The sequence below is a fragment of the Aquabacterium sp. genome (assembly GCF_030652515.1).
Taxonomy (GTDB): Bacteria; Pseudomonadota; Gammaproteobacteria; order Burkholderiales; family Burkholderiaceae_C; genus Aquabacterium.
On sequence record NZ_JAUSAR010000124.1, the window covers coordinates 1 to 15,430 of the forward strand.

The following is a 15,430-nucleotide window of genomic DNA, read 5'->3' on the forward strand; positions in this document are numbered from 1 at the left end:
TTGAACATGGCCTGGTCGAAGACCTGGATGCCAGCGACCTGGAAGAGTTGAGCCAGCTGATGTTGGCCCAGGAGGTGCATCACCGTCCCTCGGCTTGGGGCTTCACCGCTTGCGCCATGCTGCCGCTGTGGGCCAAGCCCACCTTCAGCGAATGTCAGATCGAAGAGATGGAGCGCATCCAGGGCTACCTGATCGACGCGCCGGACGACTCGGTGGACACCGTGCTGCAATTGCGTGACCAGTTTCTGCAGGGCATTGGCATGACCTGCGAAGACGTGCACCGGGCGGTGCGGCAACCCAATGAGTACGGCACAGGCCAACGCAGGGGCGGGCGCGGCCTGGCCAGCTGAGCTCAACGAGAGACTTCACCCCCACTTCACACACCTCATCAAGAGCTCACACCAGCCTATCAGACTGAACTGATTGATGGGCTGGTTTGCAAAGAGGTGACCTTGCATGGGTGCGGTTGACGCTGATGATGAATGGGCGCTGCTGCCGCCTTGCACGCGGCTCTGGGGCCCGGCCACCACGCGCCAAATCGCGCGCTTGCTGGGTGCCTACCTCACGCTGGTGGCGCTGGGTTCGGCCTTGCTGCTGCTGGCCCGCCAGGATGCACTTCAGATCTTCGGCCTGGGCCTGTTGTTGCCAGGTGCCGGCTTTCTTGCGCATGCTGACATTTGCACCAGCAGCGGCATCGGGCATGGGCTGGCGGCTTTGTGCAGCCTCGGGGCCTTTGCTTTCTCCTTGCTGATCTGGTTTGGCACGGGCAACATCCTGGCCCCACCACTGGTGTGGTTCACCTCGGCCGTGTGGGCCGCCAGCATGCGCCATGGTGCCATCCAGAGCGGGCTGCTCAAGGCGGTGTACGCCTCGATGGGCTGGGCGGCCTTAGTGCTGGCGTTGACGATGCTGGCCTGGTTCGCGTTTGCACGTCGGCAAAGGCGCCTCGACAACCGCTACCTTGACCAGCAACGAGGGCGCCTGGACCAGGTCTTCACGGCACCACCACCTCCACAGGGCGAGCGGCCGGAGATGTCGTTGGCACACCTGCAGCGCCTGCGCTTCGCGCTGGATCGGGCCCTGCAAGCGGATGATGCCTTCGAGGGCTTCGAGCAGCGCGACCAGTTCCAGACAGCCGCCTTGCGCTACCAGCTCAACTTTCTGGGCTACGGCCTGGCCTTGACGCAGGCGCGTTTCACACCGGCCTTCGCGGGCTACGCCAGGCAGGCTCAACGCCAGCTGCTGCTCAAGCAGGCACACCACCGGGTCTGGGCCTACTGGGCCTTGGAAAATCGCTGGGGCAATCTGCGTGGCGACCCCGACCCGGTGGCGCGAGAGAACATCATGTACACGGGCTTTGTCGCGTTGCAGATGGCCTTGTTTCAGGCCAGTACCGGCAGCACGGAGTTCTCAATCAAAGGTGCTTTGCGGCTCAGCCATCCACAGGGACAAACCTATTCGCACGACTTTGCCTCTTTGACGGCCAGCCTGATGCAGGCCTACCAGCCCTCCCCTTACTACCTGATCGCTTGCGAGCCCAACTGGGTCTACCCCCTGTGCAACATGATGGGCGCCAGCGCGGTGCTGGCCCACGATGCCCAGCACGGGCTGAGCGGGTGGCGCGCCCATGCCGCGGCTTTCCGCCACCACCTGGAGGCGGAGTTCCTGGATGGCCTGGGCCGCTACGTGCCCTGTCGATCGGCCCGCACCGGGCTGGCCCTGCCCGCCATCGGCGGTGCCATGCCGCTGGCCATGCCTTGCTATTTCTTGAACGCGCTGGCGCCCGATCTGGCCCGCCGCCAATGGTTGCTGCTCAGGCGCCGCTTGTTCGATGCCAGTGGCCGTTTCAGGTGCCGCGCGTTCTGGCCCATCGACACGGGAAACTATGGTTTCTCCAGGGCCAGTGCTTACACCGCCACGGCCTTGGCCGCCGTCGAGCTGGGTGACGAGTCCGTGGCCGCGCATTGCCTGGCCGCCTTGGAAGATGAGTGCCCGAGCACGCTCAAGGATGGCGTCATTCACCGGGCCAAGGCCTCGGTGTGGGCGCATGGGGTCGAACTGATGGCGCTGGCGGGTGTCCGAGATGGCTTCAGGCACTTGATCACCGCCCCACTGGCCACCGCTGGCGCCGAGGAAGGCAGCGGCCCCCGGCTGGAAGGCCTGCGCTACCCCGAGGTGCTGGTGGCCTCGGCCCATGCCGATGCACCTGCCGGTTCCCTCCACGCGGTGCTGTATGGGGGGCTTGGCGACGGCGAGCACCGTGTGACGGTGTCGGGCTTGCGTGCGCACGCGTGCTATCGGGTCGAGGGCGCCCGCGTCCACCAGGTGCGGGCCGATGGCTTGGGCTGGGTCAGCTTGGAGGTGCTTCTGCAGGGTCGCACTTGCCTGAGCCTGCGACCGCAGGAGAACCCGTGATGGCTTGCTGTGTGCTGATCGCGGCCATCTGGTGTGCTGCTTTGGGTTTGAAGGCCTGGTCGACAGGGGCCTTCAACCAACCCGGCGGCCAGGCTCAGGATTGGCGTTTGATGAAAAAGGATGATCGACCATGAGACCAGGTTTCACCTTGGCCGCGCGAGTCAAGAGCTTTGGCTACGCTTTTGAAGGGATCGCCCTGATGCTCAAGACGCAGCACAACGCCTGGCTGCACCTGGGCGCCTCACTGCTGGTGGCGGGGATGGCCTGGTGGTGGGGCGTGAGTGCGTCCGACTGGCGCTGGCTGCTGCTGGCCATGGCGATGGTGTGGGGGGCCGAGGCCATGAACACGGCGGTAGAGTTCCTGTGCGATGTGGTGTCGCCGCAATACGCCCCGGCCGTCAAAGGCGCCAAGGACATTGCCGCAGGCGCTGTGCTCATCGCGGCGGTGGCGGCCGCGTTGATCGGCGCGTTGACCTTCTGGCCTTATGTCGAGCTGCGGCCGATGACCACGCGCAAGCCCGATCAGGCGAAGGTGTTGACGTTGCGTCCGACCAGCCCCTCGGTGGCCAGTGGCGGTGGCGCAATCGCCTGCAGCAAGCCGGCGGCCGCGATGGTTTGCTGATCCAGCGCTTTGCGCAGCAACAGCATTTGAGCGGCGCCCGCAGTGGGATCTTGGGCAGCAGACGTGGCTGAGCTCACGCCGGCGCTTGTCGCGATGTTCATCTGCGGTCCTGTCGGTGGTGATCAAGGTTTATCGGCCCCATGTGGCCCAACTTGAATCGCATGTCACACACACCTTAAGATGCGGCGACCCCTGCAGGAGCAAGCCCGTGTTCGATCAAGTGATGGCCACCCTGGCCAACGAGTTCTCCGACGTGCCCGATGCGGCGCAGATCACCCGCATCCTGGTGCGCTTGCTGCTGGCCGCCATCCTGGGTGGGATCCTGGGCTATGAGCGCGAGCAGCGTGGCAAAGCCGCTGGCGTGCGCACGCACATGTTGGTGGCCATGGGCGCGGCCTTGTTCGTGCTGGTGCCTCACCAGGCAGGCATGGAGGTCGCCGACCTGAGCCGCGTGATGCAAGGCGTCATTGCCGGTATCGGCTTTCTGTGTGCTGGCGCCATCATCAAGAACCAGTCGGAAGAGGACGTGCAGGGCCTGACCACCGCCGCCGGGGTCTGGATGACTGCCGCCATTGGCATCGCCTGTGGTCTGGGCCGCGAAAGCACGGCGCTGATCAGCACGCTCCTGGCGCTGGCGATTCTCAACACCGTGCCGCGCTTGTTGGGCACGGACAAGCCGGGTGGCAAGAACAACGGGCGTTGAAAAGCCTTACTGCGAAGGATCGCGTGTGCGTGTCTTGGCCACACCAGTGACGATGCCCAGGCCCAACAGGATCAGGCAGGCGATGCCGACGTAAAGGTGAGGTACGCCAGCCACCACCAGGCCCCAGGCAACGCCGCCGGTGATCAGCAGAAAGCCTACAAGGTAAAGTGCGAATGACATGAGTGGGACTCCTTTTGGAAGTTCACTGTAGCGGTCGCCCCCGCGCTGGGGCCATCGGCAGGCGCCCGCATTTCACGTAGGTCACCGCCTACAGCTTGTGGCCTCTGCCCTTACCTGCCGCCCTTGCGCGACAAGGCCCACATCCCCGCCCCCAGCAAAGCCAAGCCTGCCGCCAGCGGCACCACCACGTTGCGCGCCTTGACGCCGCCGTAGTGACCATCAATGCGGGCTGGGCCCGACGCTGGTTCGAACAGGTTCCCGGCCGTTTTACGCACGGGCGGCGCTTTGCGCAGATAGGCTTGCACGCCACGCGCCAGCAACGACGAGACCAGGCCCGGCGCGAGGCCGTGTCCCCATTTCACCGCCGAGGCTGCGGCCCCCACGGTGACCGCATCGCGTGGTTGCAAGGCCAGGCGCACCATGGCCTGTGCCACCCGGCGAGGATCGGACAGTGGTCCGATGGGCTTGATCTCGCGGCCGGTGTAGTTGCCGGCATGGGCGATGCCCGGCGTGTCCAGGAAAGCCGGGAACACATCGCACACGTGGATGCCTTCGTGGTGGCTCAACTCAGCGCGCAAGGCTTCTGAAAAGCCACGCAGCCCGAACTTGCTGGCGCTGTAGGCGACCGAATAAGGCGCCGGGGCCCAAGCCCCGACCGACAAGGTGTTGATCAGCACGCCGGCCTGGCGTTCCTTGAAGTGCGGCAGCACGGCATAGGCCCCATTGATGTAGCCCAGCAAGTTGGTGCGGATCACGCGCTCGTGCGCGGCAATCGGCGTGTCGGTGAACTCGCCCACCGCGCCCACGCCTGCATTGTTGATCCACACGTCGATGCCGCCGAAACGTTCGATGGCCTGAGCTGCCAGGGTCTTCATGGCCTGCGGGTCGCCGACATCGGTCACGACCACTTCGGCCTCGATGCCTTTGGTGCGGCATTCCTTGGCGACTTCTTCCAGGGCATCTTGCCGACGCGCGGCCAGGACGACGTGGGCGCCCGCTTCGGCAAACGCCAGGGCCGCTGCACGGCCAACACCGCTGGAGGCGCCGGTGATGACCACGGTTTTCTGGCTCAGGGGGTATGGGTGGTTCATGAGTTCTCCTATTTTTTGCGAGGGTCAGGCCTTGTCAGCAATTGGCGTTCCGGCCTGGGTCCGCATCTGGTCCATCAGGGCGTACCAGTCCAGGCGACGCGTGCTGACCATGATCGCGGTGAGCACCAGGAAGAGCAGGCCCGAGCCCAGGACCAGGGCGTTCTGCTCCAGTTGCAGCAGCGCATAGAGCGTGCCGAACAAACCGGCGATGCCCGCGCCAAAGGCCAGGCCACTGCGCCAGCCCTGCAGCACGAAGCTGCCGTAAAAGGTCAGCAGCAAGGTGCAGGCCCCCGCCGCCAGGGCGTAGGCGATGCCGAAGGCCAGGCGCTCAGACAGGCTGACCAGCAGCAGGAAGAACACCGTCAGGGCGGCACCCACCAGCAGGTACTGGATGGGGTGCACGCGCAGGCTGCGCAGCACCTCGACCAGGCCCACGCCCACGAAGGTCAGCACGATGAACAACAGTCCGTACTTGGTGGCACGGTCGCTCAGCACATAAGGACTGACCGGGTCCACGAAGGCCACGCCAAAGGCTTCGATGCAGCCGGTTTGCTCGCTGCCGCCCTCGCTGGTGCGGGTGGCGTACTCCACCGGGTCGCCGGTGAACCAGGCGGGGCACAAGGGGGCATCGCGTGTGAAGGCACTTTGGGCCGTGCTGGCCAGGGAGGTGACCTTCCAGCTGGCGGTGAAATCACGCTCGCCTACCTGGCGGTCCGTGGGCAGGAAGCGGCCGCCAAACGAGGGGTGTGGCCAGTCCGCTTTCAGGGTGACTTGCGTGGTGTTGGCCACCGGGGCCAGCGACAGCGATTGCGTGCCGGCGATCTCCAGGTTCAAATCGACCTGCCATGGACCGGGTCGCTCAAGCAAGTCGGCCAACACCGGGGCCTGAAATCCTTGTGGGTATTTGGCCATGCCACTGCCGGGCAAAATGGGCAGGCTCTGGCCTTGCAGGCGCATCTCGGCCACGCGGATGCCACGCGCATCGCTCAAGGCCACGGACAGGAATGGGGCGTCGCACTTGACCTCGCCACCCGGGTGTTCGGCCTGGGCGATCAGGCCGCGCACATCGGCCCACTCGGCCGCCAGCCCTGATCTCACCCCGTAGCCATTGACCTTGAACATGCCGCGATGGCGCAGGGTCATGTCCACCGTGGCGTCCACCTTCAGCAGCGTGGGGGCCAGGCGCAGCTCGCGCGATGCGGTGCTGAGCACGGGCCGGGGGTCTTTGCCTTCGGTCTGGCCGGACACCCAGGTTTCGGTGCAGCGACGGGCCAGGGTCGGGCCCATCAAGGTCTGGCTGGTGGCCAGGCTGTTGGCGACACTGCGCTCGGCCTCGCCCTGTCGCTCTTGCCGCTCACGCACCAGGGCCTGCACCGACCACAAGGCCCACAGCAGGCCCAGGATGACGGCGGCCAGGGCGGTCGCCTTGCTCAACATGGGGAATTTCATGGATGCTCCGTTCGTGATTCAACGGAGCCAGTCTGGGCAGCGCGGGTGAGGGGCGGATGAAGTTGGTGAAGTCAGCGTGAAGTCGGCAGGCGTAAGGTGGCGCAAAAGCCGGGCTCGGCCGCTTGCAAGCGCAAGCTGCCGCCATGCAGTTGCATGACCTGCCGCACGATGGCCAGGCCCAGGCCCGATCCCTTGCGCGGTGTCTCGCCGGGAGCCGCGGGGCGGGGTGTGGAGTAGAAGCGCTCACCCAGGCGGACCAGGGCGTAGTCGGGCACGCCGGGGCCATGGTCGCGGACCGACAGTTCGATGTGGCCCTGGCTCCGCGTCATCGTGACTTCGACCCGGCCGCCCGGGCTTGAAAAGTCCACGGCGTTTTCCAGCAGGTTGCTGATGGCCATGGCCAGCAAGTCGGGCTCGCCTCGCACAGGGGCCAGGCCGTCCAGCGGATGCCAGACCAGGGCCAGTTGCCGTTGCTCCAGGCGTGCTGTGGCGGCTTGGATGGCTTGCTCAACGCACATGCCCAGGTCGAGCACCACCTGGTGGTCCAGGCTGTGGCGGTGTTCCAGCTTGGACAGCTCCAGCAGGCGTTCGACGAGCATGTGCAGACGGTCGGCCTGGTCGCGGATCTGCTGCGCAAACAGGTGCCGGTCGGCGGCGGGCAACTCTTCCTGCAGCAGCTCGGCCGCACCGCCGATGGCGGCCAGCGGGCTCTTCAGCTCGTGGGTCATGGCGCGCACCAGTTGCTCGACATGCTCGTGGCCATCGAGCCGATCGCGCATGGCTTCCATGGCGTGGGCCAGGTCGCCCAGTTCACCGGGCAGCTCGGGCGGCGGTTGGCGCTGACCCAGTTGCACATGCTGCGCATAGTGGCGCAGGCGGCGCACCGACCACACGATCCAGCCGGTGACCGCCACGCCAATGGCCAATGACAGGCCCAGCAACCAGAAGCCTTTGACCAGGATGTCGCGCTCGGCCCGGTGGATGAACTGCTGCACCGTGCTCATGGGCTTGGCCACAGTCAACACGCCAACGATTCGCGCACCTTGCTTGACGGGTGCGGCCACGTACATCACCGAGCTTTGGTCGTCGCTGTAGACCAGGCGCGTGGAGCGTGCGCCGTACTCGCCGCGCAGGGTGCGTGTCACATCGCGCCATTGCGAGTAGTCCTGGCCAGTGGCGGGGGGCACGTTGTCGCGAAAGCCAGTGTCGAAGACCACGCGGCCACTGGCATCGGTCAGGTAGATGCGAAAGTCCATGGTCTGCTTGCTCAGGCCCCGGATGCGCGCGTCCACGGGCCGGGCCGCGTAGTCCTTCACGCGCAGGGCAAAGCGGCTTTGGTCCAGCGTGCCGCCTGGGGGCAAGGCGGCCAGGTCATCCACGGCCAGTTCGGCCAGGATGTTGGCTGTGTCCACCATCATGTCTTCCATCACCTCGCTGACACTGGGCCGCACCTCGGCCACGAACACGCGCATCACGAAAAAGGCCGCGATGCCGGTGATCAGGAAGAAGCCTAGCAGCAGGCGCAGGCCGAGCTTCACAGGCGCGCGGGGTCGATGGCGTAGCCCAGGCCACGGTGGGTGATGATCAGCTCGACATCGCCACAGGCCTCGCGCAGTTTGGCGCGCAAGGTCTTGATGTGCGTGTCCACGGTGCGGTCGGTGCTGTCGGCGTCCAGGCCCCACACGGCGTCCAGCAAGGCCTCGCGCGACCAGATGCGGCCGGGCACCTTGAGCAAGGCCATCAGCAGGCCATGTTCGCGCCGGGTCAGGGGCAGCCAGGTGTCGCCATGGCGGATGCGCTGGCCGACCTCGTCGCAGACCAGGGTGGCCTCGCTGCGCTGGGGCTCAGGCGCGGGGGCGTGGGCCGTGCGGCGCAACAAGGCGCGCAAGCGGGCGCACAACTCGCGCGTGCTGAAAGGCTTGGTCAGGTAGTCGTCGGCGCCCAGTTCCAGGCCCAGCACACGGTCCAGCTCTTCACCACGCGCGGTGAGCATGACGATGGGCAGTCGGCCATTGCGGCCCACATCACGCCGCAGATCGCGGCACAGGTCCAGGCCACTGCCATCGGGCAGGCCGACATCGAGGATGGCCGCCGCGTAAGCGTGCTGTGGGTCGGCCAGCTTGTGCATGGCTTCGCGCACCAGCCCCACGTGCTCAACCGTGAAGCCTTCACGCTCCAGCGCATAGGCCACGGTGCGGGCAATGGCCGGGTCGTCTTCCAGCAGCAGCAAAGGAATCGTCATGCCGGAAATTGTGCCAGCGATGCACCATGTCTTGAGGGCACGTGTCAGGCCGTTCTGCTACGCTGGCCGTTCAACATGCCTTTTGATTCTCCATGACCTCATTCATGCTGGCCGACGCCAGCGCGGTGCCTTGCGGCATTGCCCGATGGGCGCGCCGCGTGCTCTGGTCGCTGAGCATGGCCGCCTTGACGACGGGCTGCGCCAGTTTGCCCGAGCCGGTGCCCCGTGCTGACACCCATGCCTTGGCCGACCACCAGGCGACCGAGCTGGGTCGACTGGCGATCGCGAGTGCCCCCGGCCCCGGCGTGTCGGGCCTGCGCCTGCTGGCGTCGGGCGAGGACGCCTTGGGCTCGCTGGCGGCCCTGGCCGACAACGCGCGCCGCACGCTGGATTTGCAGTACTACCTGATCCACAGCGATGGGTCTTCGCGCAGCCTGATGCAGCGGGTGCGCGCGGCCGCCGACCGTGGCGTGCACGTGCGTCTGCTGCTGGACGACCTGAACACCGCAGGGCAGGACCGGGGCCTGCTGCGCCTGACGAACCACCCCAACATCGAGGTCCGCCTGTACAACCCCTTCCCGGCGGGCCGCCTGGGCACCATCAGCCGCATCCTCGCGTCGATCACGGACATGAGCCGCATCAACCACCGCATGCACAACAAGATGTTCGTGGCCGACAACGCCCTCGCCATCACGGGGGGGCGCAACCTGGGCGATGCCTACTTCGTGCAAAGCCCGGACAGCAACTTCCTGGACATCGACATGATCGTGGCCGGGCCGGCGGTGCGGGCCTTGTCTGCCACCTTCGACCGATTCTGGAACGACCCCATGGCCTACCCGGTGGCCGCGGTGGTGGACCAGTCCATCCTGCTGTCACCGCCGCCTGAGGCCAATGGGGCGGGCCAGTCGGCCAGTGTCCCGGTGGCGATCCCGGACACGGCGTTTGCTCGTGATTTGAAGCAGGGCCGCCTGACCCTGGTGTGGGCCCGGGCCACGGTGCTGGCCGACAAGCCCTCCAAGATTCTGAGCGAAGGCCAGCCCACGAACGCTGAGGCGATTGCCGACGATGTGGACCGCATCATCCGGTCGGCCCGCCAGGAACTGATCGTGATCTCGCCTTACTTTGTGCCGGGGGTGCGCGGGCTGGCGCTGTTCAAAGGCTTGCGCGATCGGGGCGTGAAGGTGCGCGTGCTGACCAATTCACTGGCCACGACGGACGCGCCTGCGGTGCACATTGGTTATGCGCGGTACCGGACTCAGTTGCTGGCCATGGGTGTGGAGCTGCACGAGTTGCGGCCCTTGCTCAATGCCAGGCAGGCCAAGCTGGGATCATTCGGTTCGTCGCACGCGTCCTTGCATGCCAAGGTGGTGGTCCTGGACCGGCAGACCGCGCTGGTCGGCTCCATGAACCTGGACCCGCGCTCGGCCAAGCTCAACTCCGAGATGGGCGTGCTGATGCACAGCCCGGAGATCGCGCTGCAACTGGCGCGGTTGTTTGAAGAGGTGAGCGAGGACAGCTACCACCTGTCCTTGAGCGACGGGCAGCAGGTGCAATGGCACACCACGCCGCCCGACCCGGCCTTGCTGGGGCAGAGCGAACCCGAGGCCAGCGCGTGGCTCAAGTTCGGCATCAAGCTGCTCTCGCCCTTTGCCCCTGAAGAGATGCTCTGAACTCAGTCGCGGCCGTGCTTGCCGTGACCATTGCCATGGCCGTTGCCATGACCACGGTCCTTGCCGCCGTGGCGGTCATGGTCGTGGAAGTCATGGCGGTCGTGGCGATCATGGCGCTTGCCCGGGCCAGGACGGCCGTTGCCAGGGTGTTCGTGCTGCCAGCGGTTGCGGACCCATTGCTCTTGCACGAAGTAAACCGGTTGGCCGCAAGCCTGGTAGCGGCCGCAATAGCGGCGCCAGTTTTGCTGATGCGCAGTTGGCACGTACAGGTAGATGGGGCGGCGCTCATAGACCACGGCGGGCGGCGCGATGATCACCGGTTGCGGGTACACCAGTTGAGGTTGGCCATAGCCGCCATTGCCAATGTCGATCCGGCCATACACACCGGGTTGGTTGATGCCAATGGACACCCCCACATTGGTTTCAGCCATCACGGGGGCCATGGCGCAAGCGGCCAGGGCCAAAGCGATCAGTTTCTTCATGTCGGTCTCCTACTTCTAATGTCAGTCTGTGGTCGCCGCATCTTCACCGATTTTGGCGGGAGTGCGCGCGGGCGGGGCATTTCTGCAGGGGCATGGCGCACCATTGGTAACAAGCGCACACAAAAAAGCCGGGCAGGGCGTTCGGCTTTTCGGTTCATGCAATGTTGATCACTTCGAGGCTGCAGCAGAAGCGGCACGCACGGGCACTTCGTGTTTGTGGGCTTTACCACCGTGCTTCTTCTGCTGGGCCGTGCCGCTGGCAGCGGCCGCGGGCGCCGAAGCCTGCGCGGCTGGCTGGGCGAATGAACTGGCGGCAAACGCGGTCAGCATGGCAGCAAGGGCGAGGGTCTTGGTCATGATCAGGGCCGGAGTGGTTGTGAAGGATGTGGATTCAACGCGCCCTTGACACCCCGCGTTGACATGAAGAAAGGTAAACACCTCGTTCGAGGCCTGAGCCATTCGGTTAGATTGCGGGCTTGCACGGGCTCCAACGGAAAACACTTTGAACTCCAATCATCTGCAAACCCTGGCCTTGGTGAGCGCGCTGACCTTCTCAGGCGGCACTTGGGCTGCCGAGGCCGCACAGACGCCGTCTTTGGCTTCGCGCGTGACGCACTACGCCGCCAGCTACACCGTCAACCCGGATGGCTCCAACTTGGAAGACCGTGCTTGGTCCATGGCCGTGTTGAAGCCCGAGATGGTGGCTGGTGCCCGCGGCACCTCGGTGACGTACGACCGCCAGTGGCAAAAGGTGACTGTGACCGAGGCCTACACGCGCAAGGCCGATGGCCGACGCCTGAAGGTGCCCAAGGCGGGCTTCAAGGAAGTGCCCGATGCGACCTCGGGCCTGCAGGACCTGAACATCGAGTTTCCCGACGTGGCCGTGGGCGACACCGTGGTGGTGGCTTACCGCGTGAGCACCCGCAAACCCTTGTTTGCCCGGCACTTTTCGATCAACGAAAGCTTTCCCAAGACCGATGCTTACGGCGATGTGAGGATCAAGATTGACGTGCCTGCCAACATGTGGTCCCAAGACCAGGCGCGTGGTTTCCGCGAAGTCAGCCGCGTCGAGAAAGCGGGCCGCAAGGTGGTCGAATGGGCCTGGGACAACCCGCAGCCGCTGCTCAGCGCACCGCCCAGGCTGTCAGGCCACGAACTGGAGGAACAAGCTGGCGTGCTGTTCTCCACCTTCCGCAGCCATGGCGACCTGGCCAAGGCCTATGGCGTGCCTGCGCAGGCCAAGGCGATCGTGACACCCAAGGTCAAGCAGCTGGCCGACCAGATCACGCAGGAAGGGCAAGCCAAAGCCCCCCGCGAGGTGGCCAAGGCCCTGTATGAGTGGGTGACGCTGAACATCGCCAACACCGGGCCCTGCCTGCGCCTGGGCTCGATGGTGCCGCGTGACGTGGACCTGGTTCTGGACAAACGCACCGGCGATTGCAAGGATCATGCGACCTTGTTGCAGGCCTTGTTGAAGGCCAAGGGCATCGCCAGCACCCAGGCCCTGATCAACGCGGGCACGGCCTACGGTTTGCCCAAGGTGCCGGTGGTGTCCATGGTCAACCAGGTCATCAACCACATCCCCAGCCTGGACCTGTACCTGGACACGACTTCGGACAGCGTGCCCTTTGGCATGCTGCCCTTTGCCGATGAAGGCAAGCCCGTGCTGCTGGCCGATGGGCACCAGGATGGCCTGAAGACGCCTGTGTCCCCGGTGGGCTTCAATCAACAGGTCATGAAGACCGAGGTGATCGTGCAGCCCGATGGCTCGGCCTCGGGCACGGTGGACGTGGCCCTGCGCGGCCTGTTCGCAGTCAATGCCCGGATGCGTTTGCGCCAGTTGACCCAGCTGCAGGCGGCCAGCATGGTGAAAAAGTTCTTCGAATCGGGTGGCCAGGCCGGTTCGGGCAGCATGGTCAAGGACAACGCCCGGGCCTTGCGCGACACCTATGGCTATCGCACGCAGTTCAAGGTCGACCAATGGGTGAAACTGCCCGGGCCGGGCAGCTTCATCATCGCGCCCATGTTCTACAGCGAAAGCCCGGTGGCCGACTACGTGGCGGCGGCCACCCAGGTGGTTGATCCGGCAGTGGAAACCTCATGCTCCAGTGGCCATTCGATCGAGGAATACCGCTACCAGCTGCCTGCCAACATGACGATCGAACAGGTCCCGCAGGACGTCAAACTGGACAGCGACAAGCTGTCTTACAGCGCCACCTACCGCCTCAAGGACCAGGTGCTGACCGTCAAACGCGTGTTTGACGACCGCACCGTGGGCAACGTCTGCACGCCAGCCCAGGCCCAGGCCTACAAGGACTTTGCGGCCAAGGCCGTGCCAGATTCCACGGTACAGGTGGTTTTCAAGTAAGGCGGGCTCAACCTGAAGGGGCCCTGAGCCGTTATCCGAAGTGAAACCACTCACGGAGAAGGCTCATGGGCCAAAAGACCACCGCTCAAACCCTGCGCGCCCAACTGATGGCGCCCGAACCCATCCAGCGCGTGCACGCCCTGCATGCCCTGGAGTTGGAGCTGGTCGAGGCCCCGCACGCGGTGGCCGAAGAACTTGAAGCCTTTGCCGCGCGTGGCATCCCCTATTACGCGCCCGAAGAACCCGCTTACCGCGAATGGGTGGGCAAGGCCGTGTCCTACTGGGAGCAACTGCACGCGCCCAAGTCGGTGCCACGCATGACCAGCGCCCGGGCCCGCCGCGCCGCCTGAATCGGCCTGACCACGGCAGGCACCGCCCTGCCGTAAGATCGCCCCACTGCACATGGCAGGGCTGGGGTGAATCGATATGCAACTGCCGGATGGCATCCAGGTGTTGGAACGCGGTTGGCTGTCGTCCAACCACATCGTTTTTCACGATCCCGAGCTGCCCACGGTGGTGGACACCGGCTATGGCAGTGAGAGCGCCCAGACCCTGGCGCTGATCCAGGCCGCCCTGCAGGGTCAGCCACTCCAGCGCATCATCAACACCCACCTGCATTCCGACCATGCGGGTGGCAATGCCGTGTTGAAAGCGCATTACCCCGCTTGCCAGATCATCATCCCGCCCGGCCTGCAAGACGCCGTGACCGTGTGGGATGAAGCCCGCCTGAGCTACACGGCCACCGGCCAGCACTGCGAACGCTTCCTCCACGACGAGGTCCTCACCGTGCCCGGCACCCTCCGGCTGGGCGCACACGACTGGCAGGTGCTGCCCGCCGCCGGGCATGACCACGACATGGTGATGCTGTGGTGCGATGCCTTGGGCATCCTGATCTCGGCCGATGCCCTGTGGGAAAAAGGCTTTGGCATCATCTTCTCGGAGCTGGTGGGCGAGCCCGGCTTTGGCCGCCAGCAAGCCACGCTGGACCTGATTTCGCAGTTGGCGCCCAGGCTGGTCATCCCTGGCCACGGCGCGCCTTTCACCGAAGTCGATGCTGCTCTGCAAACGGCCAATTCGCGCATCCAGTGGCTGATGGACGACCCCAAGCGCAATGCCGACAACGCCATCAAGGCCTTGCTGGCGTTCAAGCTGATGGCCCACCAGCGCCTGAGCCTGGCCGACATCACGCAGCTGATCCAGCAAAGCCAGATCTTCAACACGGTGGTGCACGACCACTACCCGCACGATCCGGCCGTGCTGAGCGAGCGGTTTGCGCAACAGCTGGTGAAGGTGGGCGCCGCGGTGCGGGATGGCGATGATCTGGTGCTAAAAAGCTGAACGAGTCCAATCCAATCAACCAAAACGGAGACCGCATTCGTGACCGAGAGCGTCAAGGAGCTGCGCAAGCAACGTGAGGCGGAGCAGCGCCGCATAAGCATCATCAAGGTGGTGCGCAAGCTGATCAAGAAGGGCGGCTTGGGCGAGATTTCGCTGCGCAAGGTGGCCGAGCTGGCGGGTTATTCCACCACCGTGGTCTATTCGCTGTTCGAGGACAAGGCCATGCTGATCTCGCAGGCCATGGGCGAAGACCTGCTGGAACTGACCAACGCCATGCGCCGCGCCAGCGAAGCGCACAGCATGCCGCTGGACCGCTTGCGCGCCATGGCCCGGGCGTATGTGGATTTTGGGCTGAAGCACCCGGACGAGTACGCGTTTGTGTTCATGCAAAAGCGCCCGCACGCGCCCAATGAAGTGGCGCACGTTCAGCATGGAGATCCGGCTGAAGACCCGTATGCCTTTTCGCGCACCTTGTTCGCGCAATGGGCGGCCACGGGCGAGGTGTCCAGCGTGGATACCGATGTTGACCTGATGACCCAGATTTACTGGGAGGGCATCCATGGTTTTACTGCTCGCCAACTGGTGATGGGGCCAGATGATCCCTGGTTTCCCGAGGTGCCCAATGAGCGGCATCTCACGGCCATCATTGAGGTGCTGTTGACGGGGTTGGTGCGGCACTTTGCGGTTCGCTAGGGGTGGGGCTTTTGGGTGGTGGTGGTGGCTTGCGTTGGGTGGCTTGCTTTGTCTTTGCAGTGCGGGGCGGGGATGAGTCGGAGGCGGGCGGGGCTCCGATGGTGGCGGTCCACCGCGTTGCGGCGGACTGCTCTGCGGTGCTCAGCCACGGCGGGCGGCTGCGGAACTCGCTGTCCT

The 15,430-nt window shown here is 65.2% G+C and carries 17 protein-coding genes and 1 pseudogene; 9 read left to right on the top strand and 9 right to left on the bottom strand.

Annotation, left to right across the window (positions count from 1 at the left end; genetic code table 11):
* The 3 genes from Q7V20_RS15210 to Q7V20_RS15220 form a co-directional block, all read left to right on the top strand.
* On the top strand, positions 1–350 hold a 350-nt coding region (locus tag Q7V20_RS15210; protein ID WP_304792854.1), incomplete at its 5' end, for a hypothetical protein.
* A 106-nt stretch (positions 351–456) separates the two neighbouring features.
* The gene (locus Q7V20_RS15215; RefSeq protein WP_304792856.1) at positions 457–2,415 is read left to right on the top strand and encodes a hypothetical protein; all 1,959 of its coding nucleotides are present in this window, start codon (positions 457–459) and stop codon (positions 2,413–2,415) included.
* Between the two features lie 130 nt (positions 2,416–2,545).
* Positions 2,546–3,037: a diacylglycerol kinase family protein gene (locus tag Q7V20_RS15220; protein WP_370652481.1), complete on the top strand. Its 492-nt coding sequence runs from the start codon at positions 2,546–2,548 to the stop codon at positions 3,035–3,037.
* Here Q7V20_RS15220 and Q7V20_RS24380 read toward each other — a convergent pair.
* Positions 3,007–3,138, bottom strand: a pseudogene (locus Q7V20_RS24380) (putative motility protein); the annotation flags it as partial. The gene Q7V20_RS15220 and the pseudogene Q7V20_RS24380 overlap by 31 nt on opposite strands.
* 122 nt (positions 3,139–3,260) lie before the next feature.
* On the opposite strand from Q7V20_RS24380, the gene Q7V20_RS15230 reads away from it, so the two are divergent.
* Entirely contained in the window at positions 3,261–3,740 is a 480-nt protein-coding gene (locus Q7V20_RS15230) for an MgtC/SapB family protein (RefSeq protein ID WP_304792902.1), read from the top strand.
* A 6-nt stretch (positions 3,741–3,746) separates the two neighbouring features.
* Here Q7V20_RS15230 and Q7V20_RS15235 read toward each other — a convergent pair whose 3' ends face one another.
* From Q7V20_RS15235 to creB, 5 genes are all read right to left on the bottom strand, one after another.
* Complete coding sequence (locus Q7V20_RS15235) at positions 3,747–3,920, bottom strand: hypothetical protein (RefSeq protein WP_304792859.1); 174 nt, start codon at positions 3,918–3,920, stop codon at positions 3,747–3,749.
* Positions 3,921–4,030: 110 nt separating this feature from the next.
* Positions 4,031–5,011 (bottom strand): SDR family oxidoreductase, encoded by a 981-nt coding sequence (locus Q7V20_RS15240; RefSeq protein WP_304792862.1) that lies wholly within the window; start codon positions 5,009–5,011, stop codon positions 4,031–4,033.
* 24 nt (positions 5,012–5,035) lie between these two features.
* Positions 5,036–6,460, bottom strand: coding sequence for a cell envelope integrity protein CreD (gene creD, locus Q7V20_RS15245; protein ID WP_304792865.1), 1,425 nt, complete (start codon positions 6,458–6,460; stop codon positions 5,036–5,038).
* A gap of 71 nt (positions 6,461–6,531) precedes the next feature.
* Complete coding sequence (gene creC / locus Q7V20_RS15250) at positions 6,532–7,998, bottom strand: two-component system sensor histidine kinase CreC (RefSeq protein ID WP_304792870.1); 1,467 nt, start codon at positions 7,996–7,998, stop codon at positions 6,532–6,534.
* Positions 7,995–8,702, bottom strand: coding sequence for a two-component system response regulator CreB (gene creB / locus Q7V20_RS15255; RefSeq protein ID WP_304792873.1), 708 nt, complete (start codon positions 8,700–8,702; stop codon positions 7,995–7,997). Before creB ends, creC begins: the two co-directional genes overlap by 4 nt.
* Before the next feature lie 92 nt (positions 8,703–8,794).
* Here creB and Q7V20_RS15260 point away from each other — a divergent pair, with 92 nt between their 5' ends.
* Positions 8,795–10,372, top strand: coding sequence for a phosphatidylserine/phosphatidylglycerophosphate/cardiolipin synthase family protein (locus Q7V20_RS15260; RefSeq protein ID WP_304792876.1), 1,578 nt, complete (start codon positions 8,795–8,797; stop codon positions 10,370–10,372).
* Positions 10,373–10,374: 2 nt separating this feature from the next.
* Here the strand turns inward: Q7V20_RS15260 and Q7V20_RS15265 are convergent, their stop codons facing one another.
* Together Q7V20_RS15265 and Q7V20_RS15270 are read right to left on the bottom strand one after the other, a co-directional pair.
* Positions 10,375–10,854 carry a hypothetical protein gene (locus Q7V20_RS15265; protein ID WP_304792879.1) on the bottom strand — a complete coding sequence of 160 codons (480 nt, stop codon included), beginning with the start codon at positions 10,852–10,854 and terminating at the stop codon, positions 10,375–10,377.
* 168 nt (positions 10,855–11,022) lie between these two features.
* Entirely contained in the window at positions 11,023–11,211 is a 189-nt protein-coding gene (locus Q7V20_RS15270; RefSeq protein WP_304792882.1) for a hypothetical protein, read from the bottom strand.
* 145 nt (positions 11,212–11,356) lie between these two features.
* On the opposite strand from Q7V20_RS15270, the gene Q7V20_RS15275 reads away from it, so the two are divergent.
* From Q7V20_RS15275 to Q7V20_RS15290, 4 genes are all read left to right on the top strand, one after another.
* A complete protein-coding gene (locus tag Q7V20_RS15275; protein ID WP_304792885.1) occupies positions 11,357–13,222 on the top strand; it encodes a DUF3857 and transglutaminase domain-containing protein in 1,866 nt (621 codons plus the stop codon).
* 65 nt (positions 13,223–13,287) lie between these two features.
* The gene (locus tag Q7V20_RS15280) at positions 13,288–13,572 is read left to right on the top strand and encodes a hypothetical protein (protein WP_304792887.1); all 285 of its coding nucleotides are present in this window, start codon (positions 13,288–13,290) and stop codon (positions 13,570–13,572) included.
* Positions 13,573–13,648: 76 nt separating this feature from the next.
* On the top strand, positions 13,649–14,560 hold the full coding sequence (locus tag Q7V20_RS15285) for an MBL fold metallo-hydrolase (protein ID WP_304792890.1): 912 nt from the start codon (positions 13,649–13,651) through the stop codon (positions 14,558–14,560).
* Positions 14,561–14,599: 39 nt separating this feature from the next.
* Positions 14,600–15,253, top strand: a complete 654-nt coding sequence (locus Q7V20_RS15290) for a TetR/AcrR family transcriptional regulator (protein ID WP_304792895.1) — start codon at positions 14,600–14,602, stop codon at positions 15,251–15,253.
* On the opposite strand, the gene Q7V20_RS15295 is transcribed toward Q7V20_RS15290, so the two are convergent.
* A partial coding sequence (locus Q7V20_RS15295) for a hypothetical protein (protein WP_304792897.1) occupies positions 15,250–15,430 on the bottom strand: 181 nt, incomplete at its 5' end. The two genes, Q7V20_RS15290 and Q7V20_RS15295, sit on opposite strands and share 4 nt — an antisense overlap.

Excerpts from the sequence above, each read along its gene's own strand:
- Q7V20_RS15215 (WP_304792856.1), top strand. The coding sequence starts at position 457 with ATGGGTGCGGTTGACGCTGATGATGAATGGGCGCTGCTGCCGCCTTGC.
- Q7V20_RS15220 (WP_370652481.1), top strand. The coding sequence starts at position 2,546 with ATGAGACCAGGTTTCACCTTGGCCGCGCGAGTCAAGAGCTTTGGCTAC.
- Q7V20_RS15230 (WP_304792902.1), top strand. The coding sequence starts at position 3,261 with ATGGCCACCCTGGCCAACGAGTTCTCCGACGTGCCCGATGCGGCGCAG.
- Q7V20_RS15235 (WP_304792859.1), bottom strand. The coding sequence starts at position 3,920 with ATGTCATTCGCACTTTACCTTGTAGGCTTTCTGCTGATCACCGGCGGC.
- Q7V20_RS15240 (WP_304792862.1), bottom strand. The coding sequence starts at position 5,011 with ATGAACCACCCATACCCCCTGAGCCAGAAAACCGTGGTCATCACCGGC.
- creD (WP_304792865.1), bottom strand. The coding sequence starts at position 6,460 with ATGAAATTCCCCATGTTGAGCAAGGCGACCGCCCTGGCCGCCGTCATC.
- creB (WP_304792873.1), bottom strand. The coding sequence starts at position 8,702 with ATGACGATTCCTTTGCTGCTGCTGGAAGACGACCCGGCCATTGCCCGC.
- Q7V20_RS15260 (WP_304792876.1), top strand. The coding sequence starts at position 8,795 with ATGACCTCATTCATGCTGGCCGACGCCAGCGCGGTGCCTTGCGGCATT.
- Q7V20_RS15265 (WP_304792879.1), bottom strand. The coding sequence starts at position 10,854 with ATGAAGAAACTGATCGCTTTGGCCCTGGCCGCTTGCGCCATGGCCCCC.
- Q7V20_RS15270 (WP_304792882.1), bottom strand. The coding sequence starts at position 11,211 with ATGACCAAGACCCTCGCCCTTGCTGCCATGCTGACCGCGTTTGCCGCC.
- Q7V20_RS15280 (WP_304792887.1), top strand. The coding sequence starts at position 13,288 with ATGGGCCAAAAGACCACCGCTCAAACCCTGCGCGCCCAACTGATGGCG.
- Q7V20_RS15285 (WP_304792890.1), top strand. The coding sequence starts at position 13,649 with ATGCAACTGCCGGATGGCATCCAGGTGTTGGAACGCGGTTGGCTGTCG.